At 49.4% G+C, this 15,835-nt stretch carries 22 protein-coding genes; 17 read left to right on the forward strand and 5 right to left on the reverse strand.

Annotation, left to right across the window (positions count from 1 at the left end):
• The first annotated feature begins 86 nt into the window (after positions 1 to 86).
• Positions 87 to 611 (forward strand): transcriptional regulator, encoded by a 525-nt coding sequence (locus tag R7V76_RS07215; protein ID WP_318091799.1) that lies wholly within the window; start codon positions 87 to 89, stop codon positions 609 to 611.
• Positions 612 to 862: 251 nt separating this feature from the next.
• On the opposite strand, the gene R7V76_RS07220 is transcribed toward R7V76_RS07215, so the two are convergent.
• The 3 genes from R7V76_RS07220 to R7V76_RS07230 form a co-directional block, all read right to left on the reverse strand.
• Positions 863 to 1,396, reverse strand: a complete 534-nt coding sequence (locus R7V76_RS07220) for a DUF4256 domain-containing protein (protein ID WP_318091800.1) — start codon at positions 1,394 to 1,396, stop codon at positions 863 to 865.
• 22 nt (positions 1,397 to 1,418) lie between these two features.
• Positions 1,419 to 1,961 carry a recombinase family protein gene (locus R7V76_RS07225; RefSeq protein ID WP_318091801.1) on the reverse strand — a complete coding sequence of 181 codons (543 nt, stop codon included), beginning with the start codon at positions 1,959 to 1,961 and terminating at the stop codon, positions 1,419 to 1,421.
• Positions 1,962 to 2,200: 239 nt separating this feature from the next.
• A complete protein-coding gene (locus R7V76_RS07230; RefSeq protein WP_318091802.1) occupies positions 2,201 to 2,827 on the reverse strand; it encodes an NAD(P)-dependent oxidoreductase in 627 nt (208 codons plus the stop codon).
• 128 nt (positions 2,828 to 2,955) lie between these two features.
• Between R7V76_RS07230 and R7V76_RS07235 the strand changes: the two genes are divergently transcribed.
• The 4 genes from R7V76_RS07235 (at position 2,956) to R7V76_RS07250 (ending at position 6,076) form a co-directional block, all read left to right on the forward strand.
• Positions 2,956 to 3,372 (forward strand): Rrf2 family transcriptional regulator, encoded by a 417-nt coding sequence (locus R7V76_RS07235; RefSeq protein WP_318091803.1) that lies wholly within the window; start codon positions 2,956 to 2,958, stop codon positions 3,370 to 3,372.
• Positions 3,373 to 3,427: 55 nt separating this feature from the next.
• On the forward strand, positions 3,428 to 3,823 hold the full coding sequence (locus tag R7V76_RS07240) for a hypothetical protein (protein ID WP_318091804.1): 396 nt from the start codon (positions 3,428 to 3,430) through the stop codon (positions 3,821 to 3,823).
• A gap of 508 nt (positions 3,824 to 4,331) precedes the next feature.
• Positions 4,332 to 5,024 (forward strand): ABC transporter ATP-binding protein, encoded by a 693-nt coding sequence (locus R7V76_RS07245; protein WP_318091805.1) that lies wholly within the window; start codon positions 4,332 to 4,334, stop codon positions 5,022 to 5,024.
• Between the two features lie 62 nt (positions 5,025 to 5,086).
• Positions 5,087 to 6,076 carry an LLM class flavin-dependent oxidoreductase gene (locus R7V76_RS07250; RefSeq protein ID WP_318091806.1) on the forward strand — a complete coding sequence of 330 codons (990 nt, stop codon included), beginning with the start codon at positions 5,087 to 5,089 and terminating at the stop codon, positions 6,074 to 6,076.
• A gap of 37 nt (positions 6,077 to 6,113) precedes the next feature.
• On the opposite strand, the gene R7V76_RS07255 is transcribed toward R7V76_RS07250, so the two are convergent.
• Positions 6,114 to 6,842, reverse strand: coding sequence for an SDR family oxidoreductase (locus R7V76_RS07255; protein ID WP_318091807.1), 729 nt, complete (start codon positions 6,840 to 6,842; stop codon positions 6,114 to 6,116).
• A gap of 107 nt (positions 6,843 to 6,949) precedes the next feature.
• Here R7V76_RS07255 and R7V76_RS07260 point away from each other — a divergent pair, with 107 nt between their 5' ends.
• From R7V76_RS07260 to R7V76_RS07290, 7 genes are all read left to right on the forward strand, one after another.
• Entirely contained in the window at positions 6,950 to 7,390 is a 441-nt protein-coding gene (locus R7V76_RS07260; RefSeq protein ID WP_318091808.1) for a hypothetical protein, read from the forward strand.
• 289 nt (positions 7,391 to 7,679) lie between these two features.
• The gene (amaP, locus tag R7V76_RS07265; protein ID WP_012370438.1) at positions 7,680 to 8,222 is read left to right on the forward strand and encodes an alkaline shock response membrane anchor protein AmaP; all 543 of its coding nucleotides are present in this window, start codon (positions 7,680 to 7,682) and stop codon (positions 8,220 to 8,222) included.
• A 15-nt stretch (positions 8,223 to 8,237) separates the two neighbouring features.
• Positions 8,238 to 8,444, forward strand: coding sequence for a DUF2273 domain-containing protein (locus tag R7V76_RS07270; RefSeq protein WP_114595755.1), 207 nt, complete (start codon positions 8,238 to 8,240; stop codon positions 8,442 to 8,444).
• 47 nt (positions 8,445 to 8,491) lie between these two features.
• On the forward strand, positions 8,492 to 8,935 hold the full coding sequence (locus tag R7V76_RS07275; protein WP_318091810.1) for an Asp23/Gls24 family envelope stress response protein: 444 nt from the start codon (positions 8,492 to 8,494) through the stop codon (positions 8,933 to 8,935).
• A gap of 158 nt (positions 8,936 to 9,093) precedes the next feature.
• The gene (locus R7V76_RS07280) at positions 9,094 to 9,852 is read left to right on the forward strand and encodes an SDR family oxidoreductase (RefSeq protein WP_318091811.1); all 759 of its coding nucleotides are present in this window, start codon (positions 9,094 to 9,096) and stop codon (positions 9,850 to 9,852) included.
• 176 nt (positions 9,853 to 10,028) lie between these two features.
• Complete coding sequence (locus R7V76_RS07285; protein WP_318091812.1) at positions 10,029 to 10,937, forward strand: methyl-accepting chemotaxis protein; 909 nt, start codon at positions 10,029 to 10,031, stop codon at positions 10,935 to 10,937.
• A 159-nt stretch (positions 10,938 to 11,096) separates the two neighbouring features.
• The gene (locus R7V76_RS07290; RefSeq protein WP_318091813.1) at positions 11,097 to 12,434 is read left to right on the forward strand and encodes an MATE family efflux transporter; all 1,338 of its coding nucleotides are present in this window, start codon (positions 11,097 to 11,099) and stop codon (positions 12,432 to 12,434) included.
• Here the strand turns inward: R7V76_RS07290 and R7V76_RS07295 are convergent.
• On the reverse strand, positions 12,431 to 12,814 hold the full coding sequence (locus R7V76_RS07295) for a hypothetical protein (RefSeq protein WP_282356737.1): 384 nt from the start codon (positions 12,812 to 12,814) through the stop codon (positions 12,431 to 12,433). The genes R7V76_RS07290 and R7V76_RS07295 overlap by 4 nt on opposite strands.
• A gap of 143 nt (positions 12,815 to 12,957) precedes the next feature.
• Here R7V76_RS07295 and R7V76_RS07300 point away from each other — a divergent pair, with 143 nt between their 5' ends.
• The 5 genes from R7V76_RS07300 to R7V76_RS07320 all read left to right on the forward strand — a co-directional run bounded on the left by R7V76_RS07300 (position 12,958) and on the right by R7V76_RS07320 (position 15,772).
• On the forward strand, positions 12,958 to 13,362 hold the full coding sequence (locus R7V76_RS07300; RefSeq protein WP_012370445.1) for a hypothetical protein: 405 nt from the start codon (positions 12,958 to 12,960) through the stop codon (positions 13,360 to 13,362).
• A 150-nt stretch (positions 13,363 to 13,512) separates the two neighbouring features.
• Positions 13,513 to 13,995 (forward strand): hypothetical protein, encoded by a 483-nt coding sequence (locus R7V76_RS07305; protein ID WP_012370446.1) that lies wholly within the window; start codon positions 13,513 to 13,515, stop codon positions 13,993 to 13,995.
• Positions 13,988 to 14,701, forward strand: a complete 714-nt coding sequence (locus R7V76_RS07310) for a nucleotidyltransferase domain-containing protein (RefSeq protein WP_318091815.1) — start codon at positions 13,988 to 13,990, stop codon at positions 14,699 to 14,701. The genes R7V76_RS07305 and R7V76_RS07310 overlap by 8 nt, the downstream gene beginning before the upstream one ends.
• A gap of 66 nt (positions 14,702 to 14,767) precedes the next feature.
• Entirely contained in the window at positions 14,768 to 15,376 is a 609-nt protein-coding gene (locus R7V76_RS07315; RefSeq protein WP_318091816.1) for a hypothetical protein, read from the forward strand.
• A 72-nt stretch (positions 15,377 to 15,448) separates the two neighbouring features.
• Positions 15,449 to 15,772 (forward strand): antibiotic biosynthesis monooxygenase, encoded by a 324-nt coding sequence (locus R7V76_RS07320; protein ID WP_318091817.1) that lies wholly within the window; start codon positions 15,449 to 15,451, stop codon positions 15,770 to 15,772.
• Positions 15,773 to 15,835 lie beyond the last annotated feature (63 nt).

Below are 15,835 nucleotides of genomic sequence, written 5' to 3' on the forward strand. Positions count from 1 at the left end.
CACTGGACATATGGTATGTTCATGTAGCGGAACGTGTTTTGTTTGAAATACGGTACATGTAATGTGCCAGGAAAGGGAGCGATGAAATGAATTTAGATTTGTTTAAGAATCAGGTCCGGTTCAAAATCGCACTGGAATTAATTGATCAGGATGAGGGAATGTCCATCATGCAGCTGAACAAACGGCTCGATGATGTTCCCCAAGCTACGCTGTACCGTCATGTGAATGCGATGCTTCAAGATTCTTTGTTGAAGGTAATCGGTGTGCAGCGTGCAGGAAAAGTCGAGGAAAAAATTTATGCCTTGAATACTTCCGGATATAAAATTAAAGAGGAGGACTGGGCTTCTGCGACTTACGACGAAAAAGTCAATTTCGTCTCGCTTTATTTTATGTATATCTTGCAAAATTATAAGAACTATCAGGAGACGCTTTCTTTAACTGACAGCCCGGATCAGGCGACATTTTCTCTTGTAAAACTCAATTTACCCGATGAAACATTTCGGACGTTTGAATCCGAGCTCGCTGCCTTACTGGAAAAGTATCACGGTTTATCCGCACATCACGAAGAGGCGGAGACAAAAAGAACCGTGTCCTTAGTCATCATCCCATGACAGAAAATCAAAAGGTGCTGACTCAAAAAAAGAACCACTCATTTTTTCACGCCCTTTCCTCAGGCGAGACACAAGCCAGTTTTCCTGCCTTAATCAGGCAGAAAAGCGGGTCTTGTTTGTCTCTGACAGCGCAAAAATGCGCTTTTCCTGTAGGAGTTGTGTGAAAAGAGTGGTTCTTTTTTAACACGATAAGGATGGCAGATTTCAATTCTGTCATCCTTAACTTTGTAGAGATTAGTTTGTCAGCCTCTTTAAATCGTTCCTAGCATGAGATACGTTCGAAATCCGCGATTGGCGTAATAGGAATCGGCACCGTTGTGATAGAGAAAAACATGACCGTATCTCCGGTCGCAATATAAAGCACCACCTTGCGTCCGGATGGCTTCCGGAGTTTCAATCCAGCTCGACGTCTTGAGATCAAATTCCCCGACCGTCTGCAAGTGACGGTAGAGCTCTTCCGTCAGTAACCGGACGCCGTGTTCGGTTGCGCTGGCGACCGCACTACCGGCAGGTTTATTTTTCTTCCGCTTTTCGAGCGCAAGATTGTCATAACACAAACTGCGGCGACCGACCGGACTTTCTGGTGCACAATCGACGAGAAGCAACTGACTGTCCGGCAGCAACAGGATATCCGGTTCACCGCCGGTCTGTTCCATCCAGTCAAGCGCTTCGAGCATTTCCGGCGATAACCGTGTCACGATTTCCTCCCACCGGACTCCCGGATGCCGATCCGGATGATCGAGCCAGCGTTGGTGCAGGTTTTCCTGTAACGTCTCCTTGTCCATGTTTCTTCCGCCTTTCTGCCTGTTATTTTTCTAAATAGCGGTAAAGGGTACTTTTGCTGATTCCGGTTTGTTCCCGGATATCGGCCAGACTGTACTGTTTGCTTTGATACATGTCAATCGCCCGCTTGACGTTTTCATCCGGCTTTCGCGGACGTCCTGTCTGTTTGCCAAGTTCCTTTGCTTTGGACAAGCCTTCACGGGTCGCCATGCTGACGACGTCGCTCTGCAGGGCGACCAGATGCTGAACGATGTCCCGGAAGGATTGGTCGAGCGGCTGCCGGGTGTCGATCCCTTCCCGGATGGACAAAAGATAGGATTGTTTCGTATCAAGCTCGTTTAATACATCAATCAAATGACGGGTCGAATCTGCCAGCACATACAAATGCGAGACCAGGACGATATCACCCGGCGTCAGATCTTCCAACAGTTGATCGAGCACGTACCGGCGTTTCGAGGCCCCGTGTTCCTCTGTTTTGATTTCATCTGTTTCATATGTCTTCAGTACCTCAACCTGTTTTTCACAAGTCGGATCTTCAAAAAATGGTCGCATATAGCCAATTCTCATAATGTTCTCCTCGCTCGAATCATATTGCCTGTTGCCATGAAAAAAATACGTCATCCCATTTTTCATGAACGATTGGAGTGACGCGGATGCAAGATTGATTGAGTCCTTTTCACTGAGTCATCTTCAAGTATAAGGGAAAAGCAGATTGGAAGAAAGGAAGGGGGGTCCCGTTGAGTCATTCGCGGATCGGAGATACAAAAGACGTTCCCTTCTGACGGGAACGTCACAGATGGATGAAATTAGACGGATACTACAGAAATCCGTTCTTTATCATGGCGGTGATGCTCGACTTCATCCGCTAACGCAACGGCATAGTCGGCGTAACTGATGTAACTGTCACCCGCAGCATTGACGGTCAGAACATCTTTCGCCAATTGATACTTTCCGGTCCGTAGTCCTTCCGGATCAAAAAATGCGGCCGGACTGATAAACGTCCAGTGGAGATCGACGGTCTGTTGTAAATCCTCGAGATTCTTCGCCTGGTTTTTCGCCGTCGGCAGGTAAGCGGACGGGAAGTCCGGTGTATCAGCAAGTCGGAGTGTCTGTTCCTGGTCGACATACAGGCTGCCTGCACCGCCGACGATAATCAGTCGTGTCGACGTTCCACGCAATTGATCAATCAAGTGCCGGCCGAGATCAACATGTTGGTGTTCATTTCCCGTTGACGCTCCAAACGCATTGATGACGACATCAAAATCCGTCAATTCCTCCGTCGTCAGTGCGAACGCATTCCGCTCGAGCACCGTATCGTGTTGCGTCCGCGCCGCATCCCGGACGATTGCCGTCAACGCATGACCCCGTTCAGCCAATTCCTCTAAAATGACCCGTCCTGCTTTTCCACTGGCTCCAATGATTGCAATCTTCATCCAAAACGCCTCCTTAGGATTATATGTAGCCTTACATGTAATTATTTTAGTTACAGAATTTATCATTGTCAAGCCAATTGACATTAAACGGGATGCTCATTACACTAAATGCATTGGTGGTGAAACAAATGATTAATAGTCGACTAGCGGTTTCTGTCCACATCTTGGCCTTGATCGCGACACATCCGGACCAAGCCTTGTCTTCTGACTACATCGCCGGAAGTGTCAATACCAATCCTGTCGTCATCCGTCGCTTGATCGGCTCGTTGCGCCAGGCCGGATTACTGTCGACGGTCGCCGGAAAAAGCGGGGCGACTTTGACAAAAGATCCGCAGGACATCACATTACTGATGATTTACCGGGCCGTCGAACCGAAAGAAACCTTATTTTCCATGCACGAGCAGCCGAATCCAGCCTGTCCGGTCGGCCGCGACATCCAGTCCACACTCAACCAGTCATTTACCCGGGCTCAACAGGCTCTTGAAGCAGAGCTCGGAAGCGAAACGCTTGCGGATATCCTCCACCGTCTTGTGCCGGCAAGATGATGGTCGGCTGTCGTTTTATGAAAACGCCTTCACTTTTGAAAGGAGGAATGTCAAGATGCGACTGATCAGTTATTCAGCCGTCAGTGCAATCGGATCCTTTTTGCTGTTCACGGCCTATGCCTTCCTGACGAGTATCGAAAATGAATTCTTGTATCAGTTCGGTACGTTTGCGACGACCTTGTTCACATTCGCTGTCGGCTTGCCGGTACTTTTCCTGACAAGGCGGTATCCATTTCCTTTACGCTGTTTGATTTATGTGACGGCCGGTGTCTTTACGATTTTATTGTTCGTCGGTTTTTATGATTATTTTGGTCAGGAGACATTTGTCGAGTCACGGCAAAACTTAAGCGGGATCGTCCGATTTGCGACACTGGCCTGCCTGTTTTATATCGTGCCGTATGAATGGCTGTACCAAAAAAATTCATCTGCGAATCGTCCATCGATGTCGTAATAAAAAAAGACCTTCTGAAAAAGAAGGTCTTTTTTGCAGGAATTCCCAATAAAAAGGAGAAACAGGTAGACAGCTACTTGAACTACCTCCACCTACGCTTCGTTAAGAGGTGGAGGATTCCTGAGTTATCCGACCTATCGGTCGAAAATTTATCAGGCTAACCCCGTCGTCCCGACGGTTGTAAGTCTATCTTGTCCGTTTCTTTTGCGCGGATGCCTACTCTGCTTGGTTTTCGCTACTTCGGTCATCCGCAAGGTGAACGTTGAAGATTTTACGTGACAGACGAGCTTCCTGTCACAACCCGATATCTTCAGTTTTCAAAGAACGCGACAGTTAATTTATTCCTGATTTTGATTATTTTTAAACCAAGAGTGTCGGACAATTGACGTGTCGCAAGACACGCCTTGTCCGAAGGCGATTTATCTCCAACTTTCACTTGGGCTTCGCCCTAGACGTTTAGAAGTGGGAGTATTCTCGCCTGATTTTGATAAAGAGGAGGAGAATGTTCATGCAAGATACATTTATTTGTCGACAACTCGGGAAGTCGTTTATAGGCGACGGCATCGAGACACATGCGTTATCCGATATCAACCTGACACTGGATGCCGGCGATTTCATTTCCATCATCGGTCCGTCCGGCTCCGGCAAATCGACGTTGCTCAGCCTGATCGGGACACTCGATCGTCCGACAAGCGGCACGTTGTCATACGGGGATCAGGCGATTCATCAACTCAAGAGCAAGGAACTGTCCGATTTCCGTTTTGAGAACGTCGGCTTCATCTTTCAACAGTTCCATTTGATTCCGACACTGACGGCACTCGAAAACGTCATGGCGCCGTTATTCGGACGGAAAGTGACCTATGACAAAAAAGAACGGGCCATGTCCTTGCTTGAAAAAGTCGGACTTGCCGATAAAGCCGGCTCGCTGCCGTCACAACTGTCCGGTGGGCAACAGCAACGGGTCGCCGTCGCCCGGGCACTTGTCCATGAACCGAAGTGGTTGCTCGCAGATGAACCGACCGGGAATCTCGATACCGAAACCGGTGAAATCATCTTTAACCTGTTGCGCAGTTTAAACGAGGAGAAGGGGTGCGGTGTTCTGTTCGTCACCCATGATCCGGCTCTAGCCGAACGGGCCAACCGGAAAATCGAGATGCGTGACGGTCTCGTCATCGAAGACCGACGGCTGGTCCGCACCTGACACCTTCTTTTTGAATTCACCGCATCGACCGCGTACACTGAATCTGTAGAGGAGGCGAGGTCATGCGCTTAGGAATCCTGGATCAAGTTCCGCTTCACGAAGAGGATACGATCGAACAGACAATGGAAGCAACAAAACGACTGGTCGTCGAGGCGGAACGTCTCGGCTATGACCGCTACTGGTTTGCGGAACATCATAATACGAACGGGCTGCTCAGTGCGGCACCGGAATTGTTCCTTGCCCGGATGGGAGAAGTGACTTCCAGGATCAGACTCGGGTCTGGAGGCATTTTGTTACCCCAGTATCATCCGCTCAAAATCGCCGAGACATTTTCAACCCTCGCCGCATTTTATCCGGACCGGATTGAACTCGGCATCGGCAATTCACCGGGCGGCAGCGAACGGACACGACGGGCATTGACGGACGGCGCCGATAACGCGGCAGCAGACTTTCCGCGGTTACTGGACGAGGTGGACGGTTTTTTAACCGACCGCTTGTCATCGCGTCATCCGTACCGGATCGTCAAGACGACACCCCGGATCAAGGAACAGTTGCCGTTATCCGTGCTTGGCCTGTCACCGCGAAGTGCCTCACTGGCCGCTGAGCGCGGACACGGACTCGTATTCGGTCATTTCATCAATCCCGACAAATGGGAAGAAACGTTACAGACATACCGTGACGAATTTGTTCCGATCGACGGACGGACACCAAACGTCATCATCTGTGTCTTCGTCATCTGTGCCGAAACGGCAGCAGAAGCGGAATCGTTGGCCCGGACACAGGACGCCTGGATTCAAGGCATCCGGCTCGGTCATTCGATCGTGCCGTCATTTTCGACGACAGAGACAAAACAGTGGAACGAAGAACAGCAACGGCGTATTCAAAACGACCGCCGGCGAACGATCGTCGGGACACCGGACGAAGTCGCCGAAGCATTGCAGGAATTGTCCGACCGTTACCAGACCGATCAGTTCTTATTGATCAACAACGCGTTTGATCAGCAAAAGCGGCTCCGGTCCTATCAGTTGATCGCGGAACGATTACTCCGTTAAAAAACACCGCCTGCTTTAAGGCGGTGTTCGTTTTCTCTTATTGTTGCGCCGTCGGGCGGATCAGGATCTCATTGACCGCCACATCGTCCGGTTCGTTGACAGCGTAGGCAATCGCCCGGGCAATCGCATCAGCGTCCATCGCTTTTAAGTTGCCGATACCTTGTTTGATTTCTTCATCCGTGATGTGATCTTTCAGCTCGGTATCGACTGCTCCCGGTGAAATAATGGTCGCCCGGATGTTATTGTCGACCGATTCTTCTTTTCGTAAGCCTTCCGTAATCGCACGGACGGCAAACTTCGTCCCGCTGTAGACCGCACTCGACGGCATGACATCGTGTCCGGCAACGGATGAGATGTTGATGATATGTCCGCGTTTTTGCTCACGCATGTACGGCAGGACGGCACCGATTCCGTACAGGACACCTTTAATGTTGACGTCAACCATCGTGTTCCACTCATCCTGCTTGTTTTTATTCAGCTTCGACAGCGGCATCAAACCGGCGTTGTTGACGAGGACGTCGACCGAACCAAACGTATCCTGGGCAAGTTTTGCGAGTTGCTCCACTTGCGCTGAATCCGTAACGTCTGTTACTTGATAAACGGCTTTACCGCCAAGCTGTTCAATTTCCTGTTGCAAGGTTTTCAGACGATCTTCCCGGCGTGCTGCGAGAACCAGTTGCGCGCCCTGTTTCGCCAGTAACTTAGCCGTAGCTTCCCCAATACCACTTGATGCTCCTGTAATGATGACGACTTTGTTTTCGACCATATAAAAAACCTCCTGTATATTTTTTAACTCAACCCTAAAAGTATTAGCCTTTTTTCAACACAAGCAAACCTCGGACCGACAGTTCGAAGGAAGAAAGGAACCCGACCATGAAAAAACGATTTTGGCTTGTTCTTCTATTAGTAGTCGGATTGATGTTATATCTCGAATCGTTTCGCGGAACCCCTCCGGAACCGGATGTTTCGGTCAACGGGACGGACATTGCTGTGACGAGTGGTTCGTCCTGCTGGAAGAGCCTGTTAAACAGCAAGTGTATCGACCTTAGTGAGACGATACCACTCGACATGACAGCGGAACAAACACCAACCATCGTCAAACCCGGTGAGAAAATTGATGTTGCATTTAATGATGGTCCTTCCCCAACGCGAATCAAGGCCGAACAATGGCAGAAGGGGGACACGAAAAAAACAATTCGGCTGAAGAATGAACAGATTACCGCTCCCAGCCAAAAAGGGCTTTATATCTATCATGTCTATGCCTGGTGGAAAAAAGGGGACGGCAACGTCGCTTTTCCTGTCCTGGTAAAATGATATTGACAACGAAAGAAGCGTATGGTAAATACCGTTTTTCATGAAATACGAAAGTTCCTTCCTTTATTTTTTAACGGAAGGGACTTTTTTTATGAAATATAGTAAATAAAACACTGGTTTTTAGCGAATTTGCCTTTAAATTATCAGAATAATGGGACTTTAATTAAAAGTGCATTTAAATGTTTTAAGGTCTAGTGAACGGGAATAAACACACCATACACATAATATTTCAGCTAGCGAAAGTCTTATGTGAAAGAATCTTACAACGTTATCTAAAGGAGAGATGAAGATGAATGGGTTCAATCGTTTTTTACTCGTTCTCATCGGCCTGCTTGGGTTAGTCAGCGTCGGTTTACTGGTCCTCGGCGTCTATGACGTACCGCGACTCAGTCCGTTGCTCGAACAATGGCAGGATCAACAATGGTACAGCTACACGGTGCTCTCGATTGGTGGATTTTTAGCTTTCGTATTCGTCATTCTCTTATTTACCGGATTACTCAGTCGCTCGAAAGGTCAACGGTTGTTGATCCGGACAGGAGACGGCAACATCACGATTTCGAAAGAAACCATCGAACGGACGGCACTTGAGTCGATTCGTGGGATCAATGGTGTCCGGACACCAAGTGTCCATGCGGATATCCATTCGAAGAAAGAAACAGTCGCTTTGACCGTTGACTGTTCGGTTTTCGGACAGGAAGGGTTGCCGACGATCGGCAAGGATATTCAGGAACGGGCGAAACATGCCGTCGAGTCGTTGCTGGAGTTACCGGTAACGAGCACGAAAGTCAAAATCAGTGATACAAAAACAAAAACGTCGGAACGAGTCGTGTAAAGGGAGGAATTGAACATGAGTACGAAAGAACAGTTGTATCCGTACCGGTTCCGGTTAATCGGCGGTCTCGTTGGACTCGTGATCGCGGTTCTGTTCCTGACAATCGGTTTCGGACCAACGATGTTACTGCTCGTCTTCACCGCGATTGGCTTTTTGATTGGGAAATGGCGGGACGGGGCACTCGATATTGAAGGATGGATTCAGTTCTTTAACCGGGACTGATTCATATATAAATCATTTCATACTATATTCAAAAGGAGAGATTTCAAATGGCAAACGAATCATTAAACACAACTGGACAAAATGAAGAGGTACGTACGAATAAATTAACATTCGAAGATCAGGTCATCAAAAAGATCGCTGGGATTGCTTCAAATGAAGTACAAGGCATTTTATCAATGAGTGGTGGATTCATGAGCGGTTTGACGGATCGCCTCCGTAGCACGGAAGACATCACAAAAGGTGTCGGCGCAGAAGTCGGTGAACGACAGGTCGCGCTCGATCTTCGCGTCATCGTCGAATACGGCAAAAACATCCCGTCGATCTTCCAGGAAACGGTCGCTAAAATCAAAAAAGCAATCGGTGATATGACAGGACTTGAAGTCGTCGAAGTCAACATGCATGTCGAAGACGTCATGACACGGGCCGAATTCGATGCGAAAAGCAAAAGCAATGACGCGGCGGAAGAAAAAACAAGCCGCGAATTAAAATAATCCAATCGACCGGGAATTCTCGCTGTGAGAGTTCCCGGTTTTTTCGTGTTTTCCAAAAAAACGTTTACCAAATTGCCATCAATCCGCGTGACTGTAAGGATCGAAAACGGGAAAAGACAAAGGAAGACTTCAATCCAATCGGAAAGGATGAGATCATCATGCGTTTAGACGGAAAAGTCATTATCGTTACCGGAGCCGCTTCCGGAATGGGTAAGGCGATGGCAGAGGTATTTGCAGCGGAGGGGGCATATGTCGTTGTTTCGGATATTCACGGGGACGCGGCGAGACAAGTCGTGCAGACAATCACCGACAACGGTGGAACGGCACTCGCGGTGGAAACGAATGTGGCAGAGGAAACCGCCGTTCAGCAGTTGATGGATCAAACCATTACGACGTACGGCAAGCTGGATGTCCTTGTCAACAACGCCGGCATCATGGACGGGATGGAAGGTGTCGCCGATATCTCGGATGAACGCTGGGAACGCGTATTTTCCATTAACACGACAGCCGTCATGCGTGCGATGCGGCTTGCCGTTCCGTTATTCCAGAAACAGGGGCACGGTGTCATCCTCAATAACATTTCGATTGGCGGGTTGAACGGTGCGCGGGCCGGGGCTGCCTATACCGCCTCGAAACACGCCGTCGTCGGCTTGACGAAAAACACAGCCTATCTCTATGCCAAGGAAGGAATCCGTTGCAACGGAATTGCTCCCGGTGCAGTCGAGACGAACATCGGACAGTCGATGACGAACATCAATGAATTCGGGATGGGCCGGACGATGCTCGGAATGGGTCTGAATCCCCGGTCAGCGAGTCCGGAAGAAATTGCCCGATTGGCGTTGTTCCTTGTCTCCGAAGACAGCAGTTTCGTAAACGGCGCAATCGTCGTCGCGGACGGCGGCTGGAGTGCTTATTAAAGAGAGTTCTTAAGGGTCCCGGATCGAAGGGGACCTTTTTTAGATTAAATGATTACTTAGCACAATAATTAGTTTACGAAATAGTATTCAGCCTGGAAGGAATTAGTCGATAGTAAAGATAATAAGATAGTGTACCAAATTGATGATTCAGCAGACGGGAAAGGGCGGGTTGATCGATGCAAGAACAGACGACACGTGTGACGGATACCCAGGTCATCCGGGCAATTGAACAGAATCTGGCGATTATCCGATTTGATGACCGACGTAAGGTTGCTTACGTCAATGAGTTGTTTGCCCGGACGATGGGCTATGAGGTCGAGGAGTTGATCGGGCGGTACCATCGGGATCTTTGTTTTTCCGGATTTGCGGACAGTCCGGCTTATGAACTGTTTTGGCGCAAGCTGATGCAGGGCATCACGTATCAGGACAAAATCGAACGGCGGGCGGCGGACGGACAACAAAAGTGGCTCGAAGCGACGTATATGCCGATTTTCTCGGAAGACGGCCGGCGTGTCGTAGGCGTGTCAAAAATTGCAACCGACATCACCGTTCGACAACAGGATGTTTTGCGGATGGCGGACGAATTGAATGCCACATCGGCTTTTTTGACGGTAAAATCAGAAAGCGGACGTCAGGACGGACTTCATGTGTTGGCAACCGTTCAACAGGTCGAAGCGGAATCGACGGCAAACCTTGCGAATCTCGTCCAACTCCAGGCGCAGACCGATTCAATCACGGATATCGTCAAGACGATTCGTGACATTGCCGCCCAAACCAATCTGTTGGCCCTGAATGCAGCAATCGAAGCGGCACGCGCCGGCGAACACGGGCGCGGGTTCAACGTCGTCGCGACAGAAGTCCGCAATCTTTCGAATAAAGTCTCCCAATCGATCGGTGAAATCAAAGAGAATATCGAAGGGATCGTTAAACGGATTGAGGAAGTCTCAACGAGCATTGAACACATCTCGTTAAAAGTTAAAACAAGCAGCGGACAGCTCGAACAGACGGTCCGCGAATTTGATCTCTTGGCGGATTCTGCCAAGCAATTGGAGCAACAGGCAAAAGAATTTGTGCGGGTGTTATGACGTCTGCATGGTTTTAATTGCTCATTCCTGCCTTCTTTCGTGTGATTCTGACAAGGGTCATTACGGAAGAAGGTCTTTTTACGTCAAAAATACATTATAATAAGCAGATGTTTGATGAAATCGAAAGTAGCCTGGCTACTCAAAAAAGGAGGGCTGGTCATGTCAGTCCCGACGACTGTTACGGCACGCCAGTACGGACTGCTGGCTTATCCGCTGATCCTGTCGAGTATTTTGACACCGCTGCTTGGCGTCACCGATACGATTACGATTGGACAAACCGGAGATGCGGTCGCCATCGGTGCGATAGCGATCGGCGCTGTGTTCTTTAACACGATTTATTGGCTGTTCGGATTTTTAAAAGTCAGCACGACCGGCTTCAGTGCCCAAGCGAGTGTCCATCAGGATGAAACGGCGTTGCACTTCGCTTTATACCGCCCTGTCTTACTCGGTTTCATGATCGGACTCGTACTGATTCTTTTACGAGTTCCGTTGACGGCAGGAGGGCTTTACTTACTGGCAGCACCTGAAACCTTGTTGCCGGATGTCACGACATACATCGATTACCGGATTTACGGAGCACCGTTCGTCTTGGTCGGATACGCGGTCCTCGGCTGGCTGATCGGACAGGGGCAGGTGAAACGTGCTCTGTTGATTCAAGTGTTCAGCAACCTCATCAATATCGTCCTCGATGTCGTTTTTGTCCTCGGCCTCGGATACGGTGTTGCCGGTGTCGCGATTGCGACGCTCGTCGCTGAAATCAGTATCGTCGCTGCCGGATTCCTGATTATGTTCCGGCAGCTCGCCTGGAAACCGGCCTATCGCGGTCTCTTATTTCATGTCCAGGCGTATCGGCAGTTTTTTACCGTCAATGCCGATTTATTCGTCCGGACTATTTTTCTCTTGCTCGTGACCGGCTGGTTTACCCGGACCGGTGCGCAATTCGGACCGGATGTGCTGGCGGCCAACGCCATCTTGTTGCAAATCCAGTATGTGATTGCCTACTGGTTCGGAGGACTCGGCAGTGCTTCGACGATTCTCGTCGGACGGGCACGGGGGCGGCGTGATGAAGTCGGTTACCGGAAAAGTCTTTCGTTGACACGACAATTCGGGATTGCTTCCATCGTATTGATCATCGGACTGTTAGCCGTTTTCCAGGATGCCTTCCTGCGACTTTTTTCAACCGATCCGCTCCTGCTCGACGTCTCCGCTCTGTATTTCGGATGGATTCTCGTCTTTCCGTTGACCGGTGGATTTGCGATGCTGTACGAAGGTGTTTTTTCGGGACTGGCTCGGGCAAAACCGGTCCGGAACTCGATGATCCAGGCTTTTGTCGTGTTCGGATTGTTGTTGCTGTCGATTTACTGGATCGGCAATCATGGAGTCTGGCTCGCATTCATCGGTTTCGGTCTGGCACGATCGCTGTCACTTCATCTGGCGGAGCGCCGGCTGAACCTGACATTTGAACGACCGGACAAAAAAACGGATCTTCCTGTTTAACGATCAACAGTGAAGGTCCGTTCTTTTATCGTATTACTTTTAATTTGTTTTCGTGCATCAATCGAATCCCGGATATGTATGATGTAACGACGTCCCTTTTGATAACCCGAGCGGGGTGGTTTAATCCGAAGTTCCTTGCCGTCAATGACTTCAAGCTCCGTCTGCATGCGTTCACCGGTCGAGTCCGTGATCGTAACGGTTCGGTCCGAAACCTGTTCCGGACGCAGCCCTTTCGAGAATTCGATATCAAACGTATGATACTTCGAAATCGTCCGCGCACGAGACTTGAAGTGGGGGCCGTCCGTCTGCTCGTCGAGCGTACAGTAACACCCGGTGAAAAGTAAGCAAACAGTGAGGATAATGGAAAATAACGGTTTCACAATCAGGCTCCTTTCAGCATATTTTTCATTATAAGACAAATAATGGGAGGGTTCAATCGTTCTTGGGACGGATTCTGAAATAACTCTTCAAGACAAGCCGCGGGTGATGGTATACTCAAGCGAGAGAAAGGCAGTGGTAAAACATGCAACAGACAGATCAACGCGAAATCATCGTTTCCATCCGGACGAGTTACGATTTCAAAGCCGATGAAGGACGTGCCGTCCGTGTCGTCGAATTTCACGGACGCCGGACGACCGTCATCGATACGTTTAAAAAATCAACGCCGAAACGGATGATTCTCCTCGAGATGATCCGCGCCGTCCAGTCCTTTAAAGAGCCGTTCCATATCATTTTTAACGTGGAATGCAACTTCGGTTTCAAGTACCTCAATGATGAACGGAAGTGGGAAAACCGTGATCTTGGAGATACGTTCAACGAATTGATTCAAGCAGGCGGACATACGATCGAGCTCCGCGACTGTTCGTTTTATGAAGGCGGCAAAGACTTGCAGAAGTGGTTGCTGAATATCCTGAAAAAAGCGAATTGACCTTTTACAGACAGATGACGTTCACTGGACGGTCATCTGTTTTTTATTGTCGCTGTTCCCGTCCTCTGCAAATATGTGGTAAATTTAGAGGATAGAAAAATGATAACCAGATCGACATCACCGTCAACTATTTCGTGAAGAGGTGGAATTATGAACAAAGAAGATCATCAAATTGCCCGCAAGCTCGTGTCTACGTATTTAACAGGGACTCAAATCTCGACGATTCACCTGACAGGCTTTATCAGCATCGAACTGATTAATCTTTATGATGCCACGATTCCAGATATCTCAATCCGGATTGAAACCGACCGCTTGTATTACGGGGATGTCGAATCTTCGAAAGACTGGGTCGTCCGTCATATGCCGAAAGAAGAAATGCTTCACTTGATTGTGACGTTACATACAGAACGAATCATTGCCGTCCGGATCGGAAAAGCCGCTCCTCATCTGTTCATCACCTTCAGTTCGGGAAAAACGCTTGTGATCAACGGATCGGATACGTATTACGAATCCTGGGCCATCGACATGACACTGCCGGATAAAGGACTGGTTTCAATCGTCGCCGTACCGGGGGATGAACTGGCCGTTTTCGCTTCCGACAATACACTTTTGCATAATCAGACACATGAGTGATCAGCTGTCGCACGTCCTGCAGCTTGCCCGCTTGCTGATCGAGAGCCGTTATCCGGATTGTGACGCGGCTTTACTTGCCGGAAGTTTTGTCCGGGGGCAGGCGACGGCGACATCCGATTTGGATCTCGTTGTGTTTTATGAATCCGTTGCAGCTTCTTACCGGGAATCCTTCACCTTCGATCGATATCCGGTCGAGGCGTTCATCCATTCGAGTTCGACGATTCTTGCCTTCTTCCAACAGGATCGCAAGCGGGGGCGCCCTTCCATGCAACGGATGGTCGCGGAAGGCCTCGTCGTACGGGATCATCCGTTGCTTGTTCCGCTGAAAACACAAGCCGAAACGGAGTTACTCACCGGTCCGCCGGTTCTTTCATTTACTGAAATGGACCGGGCCCGGTACTTTCTAACCGATCTGCTTGATGATTTCATCGGCGTGACTGACCGGACGGAAGGCCTCGGAATCGCCGCCCGGTTGCTCGAACTAGCAACGGACTTCCGGTTGCGGGCGTCCGGTCACTGGACGGGACAAGGAAAATGGCTGATCCGTAGTCTGGCAATCGTCGATCCGGTCGAAGCCAAACGACTGGTGGACGCTTTCGAAGCTTTTTTCCGATTCGATGAAAAACAACCGGTCATTGATTTAGTGGAACAGTGGCTTATCGAACACGGGGGCCGTTATTTTGACGGTTTTTCGCTTGGAAAATGAAAGGAGGGCGAGCATCATGAAACGAGGGATGGTAGACTGTCCTCGGGTTCGTGATGCGGGTCTGTCATGAAACACCGGCTATTCTTATGTGTATTTTTTCTGCTCGCTCTCGGAGGAAGCTTGTTTTATTTTCAAACGAACGAGGCGGCTCCTCAAGATGTGACCCCGCAACTGATTGTCGAGACCGTCCGTCAGCATCAGCCGGACGTACGATTTTCGACGAAACAGGTGTACTGGATCGAACCGCTCGGTGACAGCCATACGATTGCATTCGTTAAAACGGAAAAAGCGCATCTGTTACTCGTGTTGCAACAAACGGACTCGGCCTATCGGATCGTCCGCCTGATCCGTCAAGCGCCGCAACCAAACGACTGGTTTGAAGGACGATTACTGGAAGTCGAGCAAAAACGTTATTTGGTCGTCTACGGGGAAAACCGCTCCCAAAACCTGAACCAGCTGACGTTTGATCCGTATAAAGCGACTTACGACGGGAAACAGGAACGGAACGTACCGCTGAAAGATATCAAACGGACGCTGGATGTCCGGAAAAAGGACAGTTTCCATACGATTCAAGCCTTGCCGGAAGCCTTTCCCCGGTCGCTCTTTTTTGATATTCATGCTGTCGATGCACAGGGCAACGAACAGTTGCGCCGGTTGTCGAATACGCTCGACTGAAGTCTTCGGACTGGGAAGACCCGTCTTGCGTTCGGTATACTGGGGATAGTTAAGACAGAGGGGGGACAGAGTATGTGGATTGTCATGAATCAACTGCGTGTACAAAACGGGAAAGCCGAGCAAGTCGCGGCACGTTTTCAAACGACAAAAGGAATTGAGCAGATGGATGGATTTGTCCGGATGCAGGTCTTGGTGGATCTCAGTCAGGACGAACATGATATCGTCACCATCATGACGACATGGGAAAAACAGGAACACTTCCATGCCTGGCAATCGAGCCAGGCCTATAAAGGCGTCCATAAGAAACGGGACGAAGGGACTTCGGAAGTCAAACCGCTTGTCCTGTCAAATGCCGTCACGGAATATGCCGTCGTCGCCGATCATACCCACGCTTAAGCAAAACCGTCTTTTCCCGTGAATGGGAAGAGACGGCTTTTTTGTGTGGAATGGATGATCCGG

This window comes from Exiguobacterium artemiae, assembly GCF_033342815.1.
Taxonomy (GTDB): Bacteria; Bacillota; Bacilli; order Exiguobacteriales; family Exiguobacteriaceae; genus Exiguobacterium_A; species Exiguobacterium_A artemiae_A.

What these genes read in the sequence shown, in the direction of transcription:
- R7V76_RS07215 (WP_318091799.1), top strand. Translation starts at nt 87, where the DNA reads ATGAATTTAGATTTGTTTAAGAATCAGGTCCGGTTCAAAATCGCACTG.
- R7V76_RS07220 (WP_318091800.1), bottom strand. Translation starts at nt 1,396, where the DNA reads ATGGACAAGGAGACGTTACAGGAAAACCTGCACCAACGCTGGCTCGAT.
- R7V76_RS07225 (WP_318091801.1), bottom strand. Translation starts at nt 1,961, where the DNA reads ATGAGAATTGGCTATATGCGACCATTTTTTGAAGATCCGACTTGTGAA.
- R7V76_RS07230 (WP_318091802.1), bottom strand. Translation starts at nt 2,827, where the DNA reads ATGAAGATTGCAATCATTGGAGCCAGTGGAAAAGCAGGACGGGTCATT.
- R7V76_RS07235 (WP_318091803.1), top strand. Translation starts at nt 2,956, where the DNA reads ATGATTAATAGTCGACTAGCGGTTTCTGTCCACATCTTGGCCTTGATC.
- R7V76_RS07240 (WP_318091804.1), top strand. Translation starts at nt 3,428, where the DNA reads ATGCGACTGATCAGTTATTCAGCCGTCAGTGCAATCGGATCCTTTTTG.
- R7V76_RS07245 (WP_318091805.1), top strand. Translation starts at nt 4,332, where the DNA reads ATGCAAGATACATTTATTTGTCGACAACTCGGGAAGTCGTTTATAGGC.
- R7V76_RS07250 (WP_318091806.1), top strand. Translation starts at nt 5,087, where the DNA reads ATGCGCTTAGGAATCCTGGATCAAGTTCCGCTTCACGAAGAGGATACG.
- R7V76_RS07255 (WP_318091807.1), bottom strand. Translation starts at nt 6,842, where the DNA reads ATGGTCGAAAACAAAGTCGTCATCATTACAGGAGCATCAAGTGGTATT.
- R7V76_RS07260 (WP_318091808.1), top strand. Translation starts at nt 6,950, where the DNA reads ATGAAAAAACGATTTTGGCTTGTTCTTCTATTAGTAGTCGGATTGATG.
- amaP (WP_012370438.1), top strand. Translation starts at nt 7,680, where the DNA reads ATGAATGGGTTCAATCGTTTTTTACTCGTTCTCATCGGCCTGCTTGGG.
- R7V76_RS07270 (WP_114595755.1), top strand. Translation starts at nt 8,238, where the DNA reads ATGAGTACGAAAGAACAGTTGTATCCGTACCGGTTCCGGTTAATCGGC.
- R7V76_RS07275 (WP_318091810.1), top strand. Translation starts at nt 8,492, where the DNA reads ATGGCAAACGAATCATTAAACACAACTGGACAAAATGAAGAGGTACGT.
- R7V76_RS07280 (WP_318091811.1), top strand. Translation starts at nt 9,094, where the DNA reads ATGCGTTTAGACGGAAAAGTCATTATCGTTACCGGAGCCGCTTCCGGA.
- R7V76_RS07285 (WP_318091812.1), top strand. Translation starts at nt 10,029, where the DNA reads ATGCAAGAACAGACGACACGTGTGACGGATACCCAGGTCATCCGGGCA.
- R7V76_RS07290 (WP_318091813.1), top strand. Translation starts at nt 11,097, where the DNA reads ATGTCAGTCCCGACGACTGTTACGGCACGCCAGTACGGACTGCTGGCT.
- R7V76_RS07300 (WP_012370445.1), top strand. Translation starts at nt 12,958, where the DNA reads ATGCAACAGACAGATCAACGCGAAATCATCGTTTCCATCCGGACGAGT.
- R7V76_RS07305 (WP_012370446.1), top strand. Translation starts at nt 13,513, where the DNA reads ATGAACAAAGAAGATCATCAAATTGCCCGCAAGCTCGTGTCTACGTAT.
- R7V76_RS07310 (WP_318091815.1), top strand. Translation starts at nt 13,988, where the DNA reads ATGAGTGATCAGCTGTCGCACGTCCTGCAGCTTGCCCGCTTGCTGATC.
- R7V76_RS07315 (WP_318091816.1), top strand. Translation starts at nt 14,768, where the DNA reads ATGAAACACCGGCTATTCTTATGTGTATTTTTTCTGCTCGCTCTCGGA.
- R7V76_RS07320 (WP_318091817.1), top strand. Translation starts at nt 15,449, where the DNA reads ATGTGGATTGTCATGAATCAACTGCGTGTACAAAACGGGAAAGCCGAG.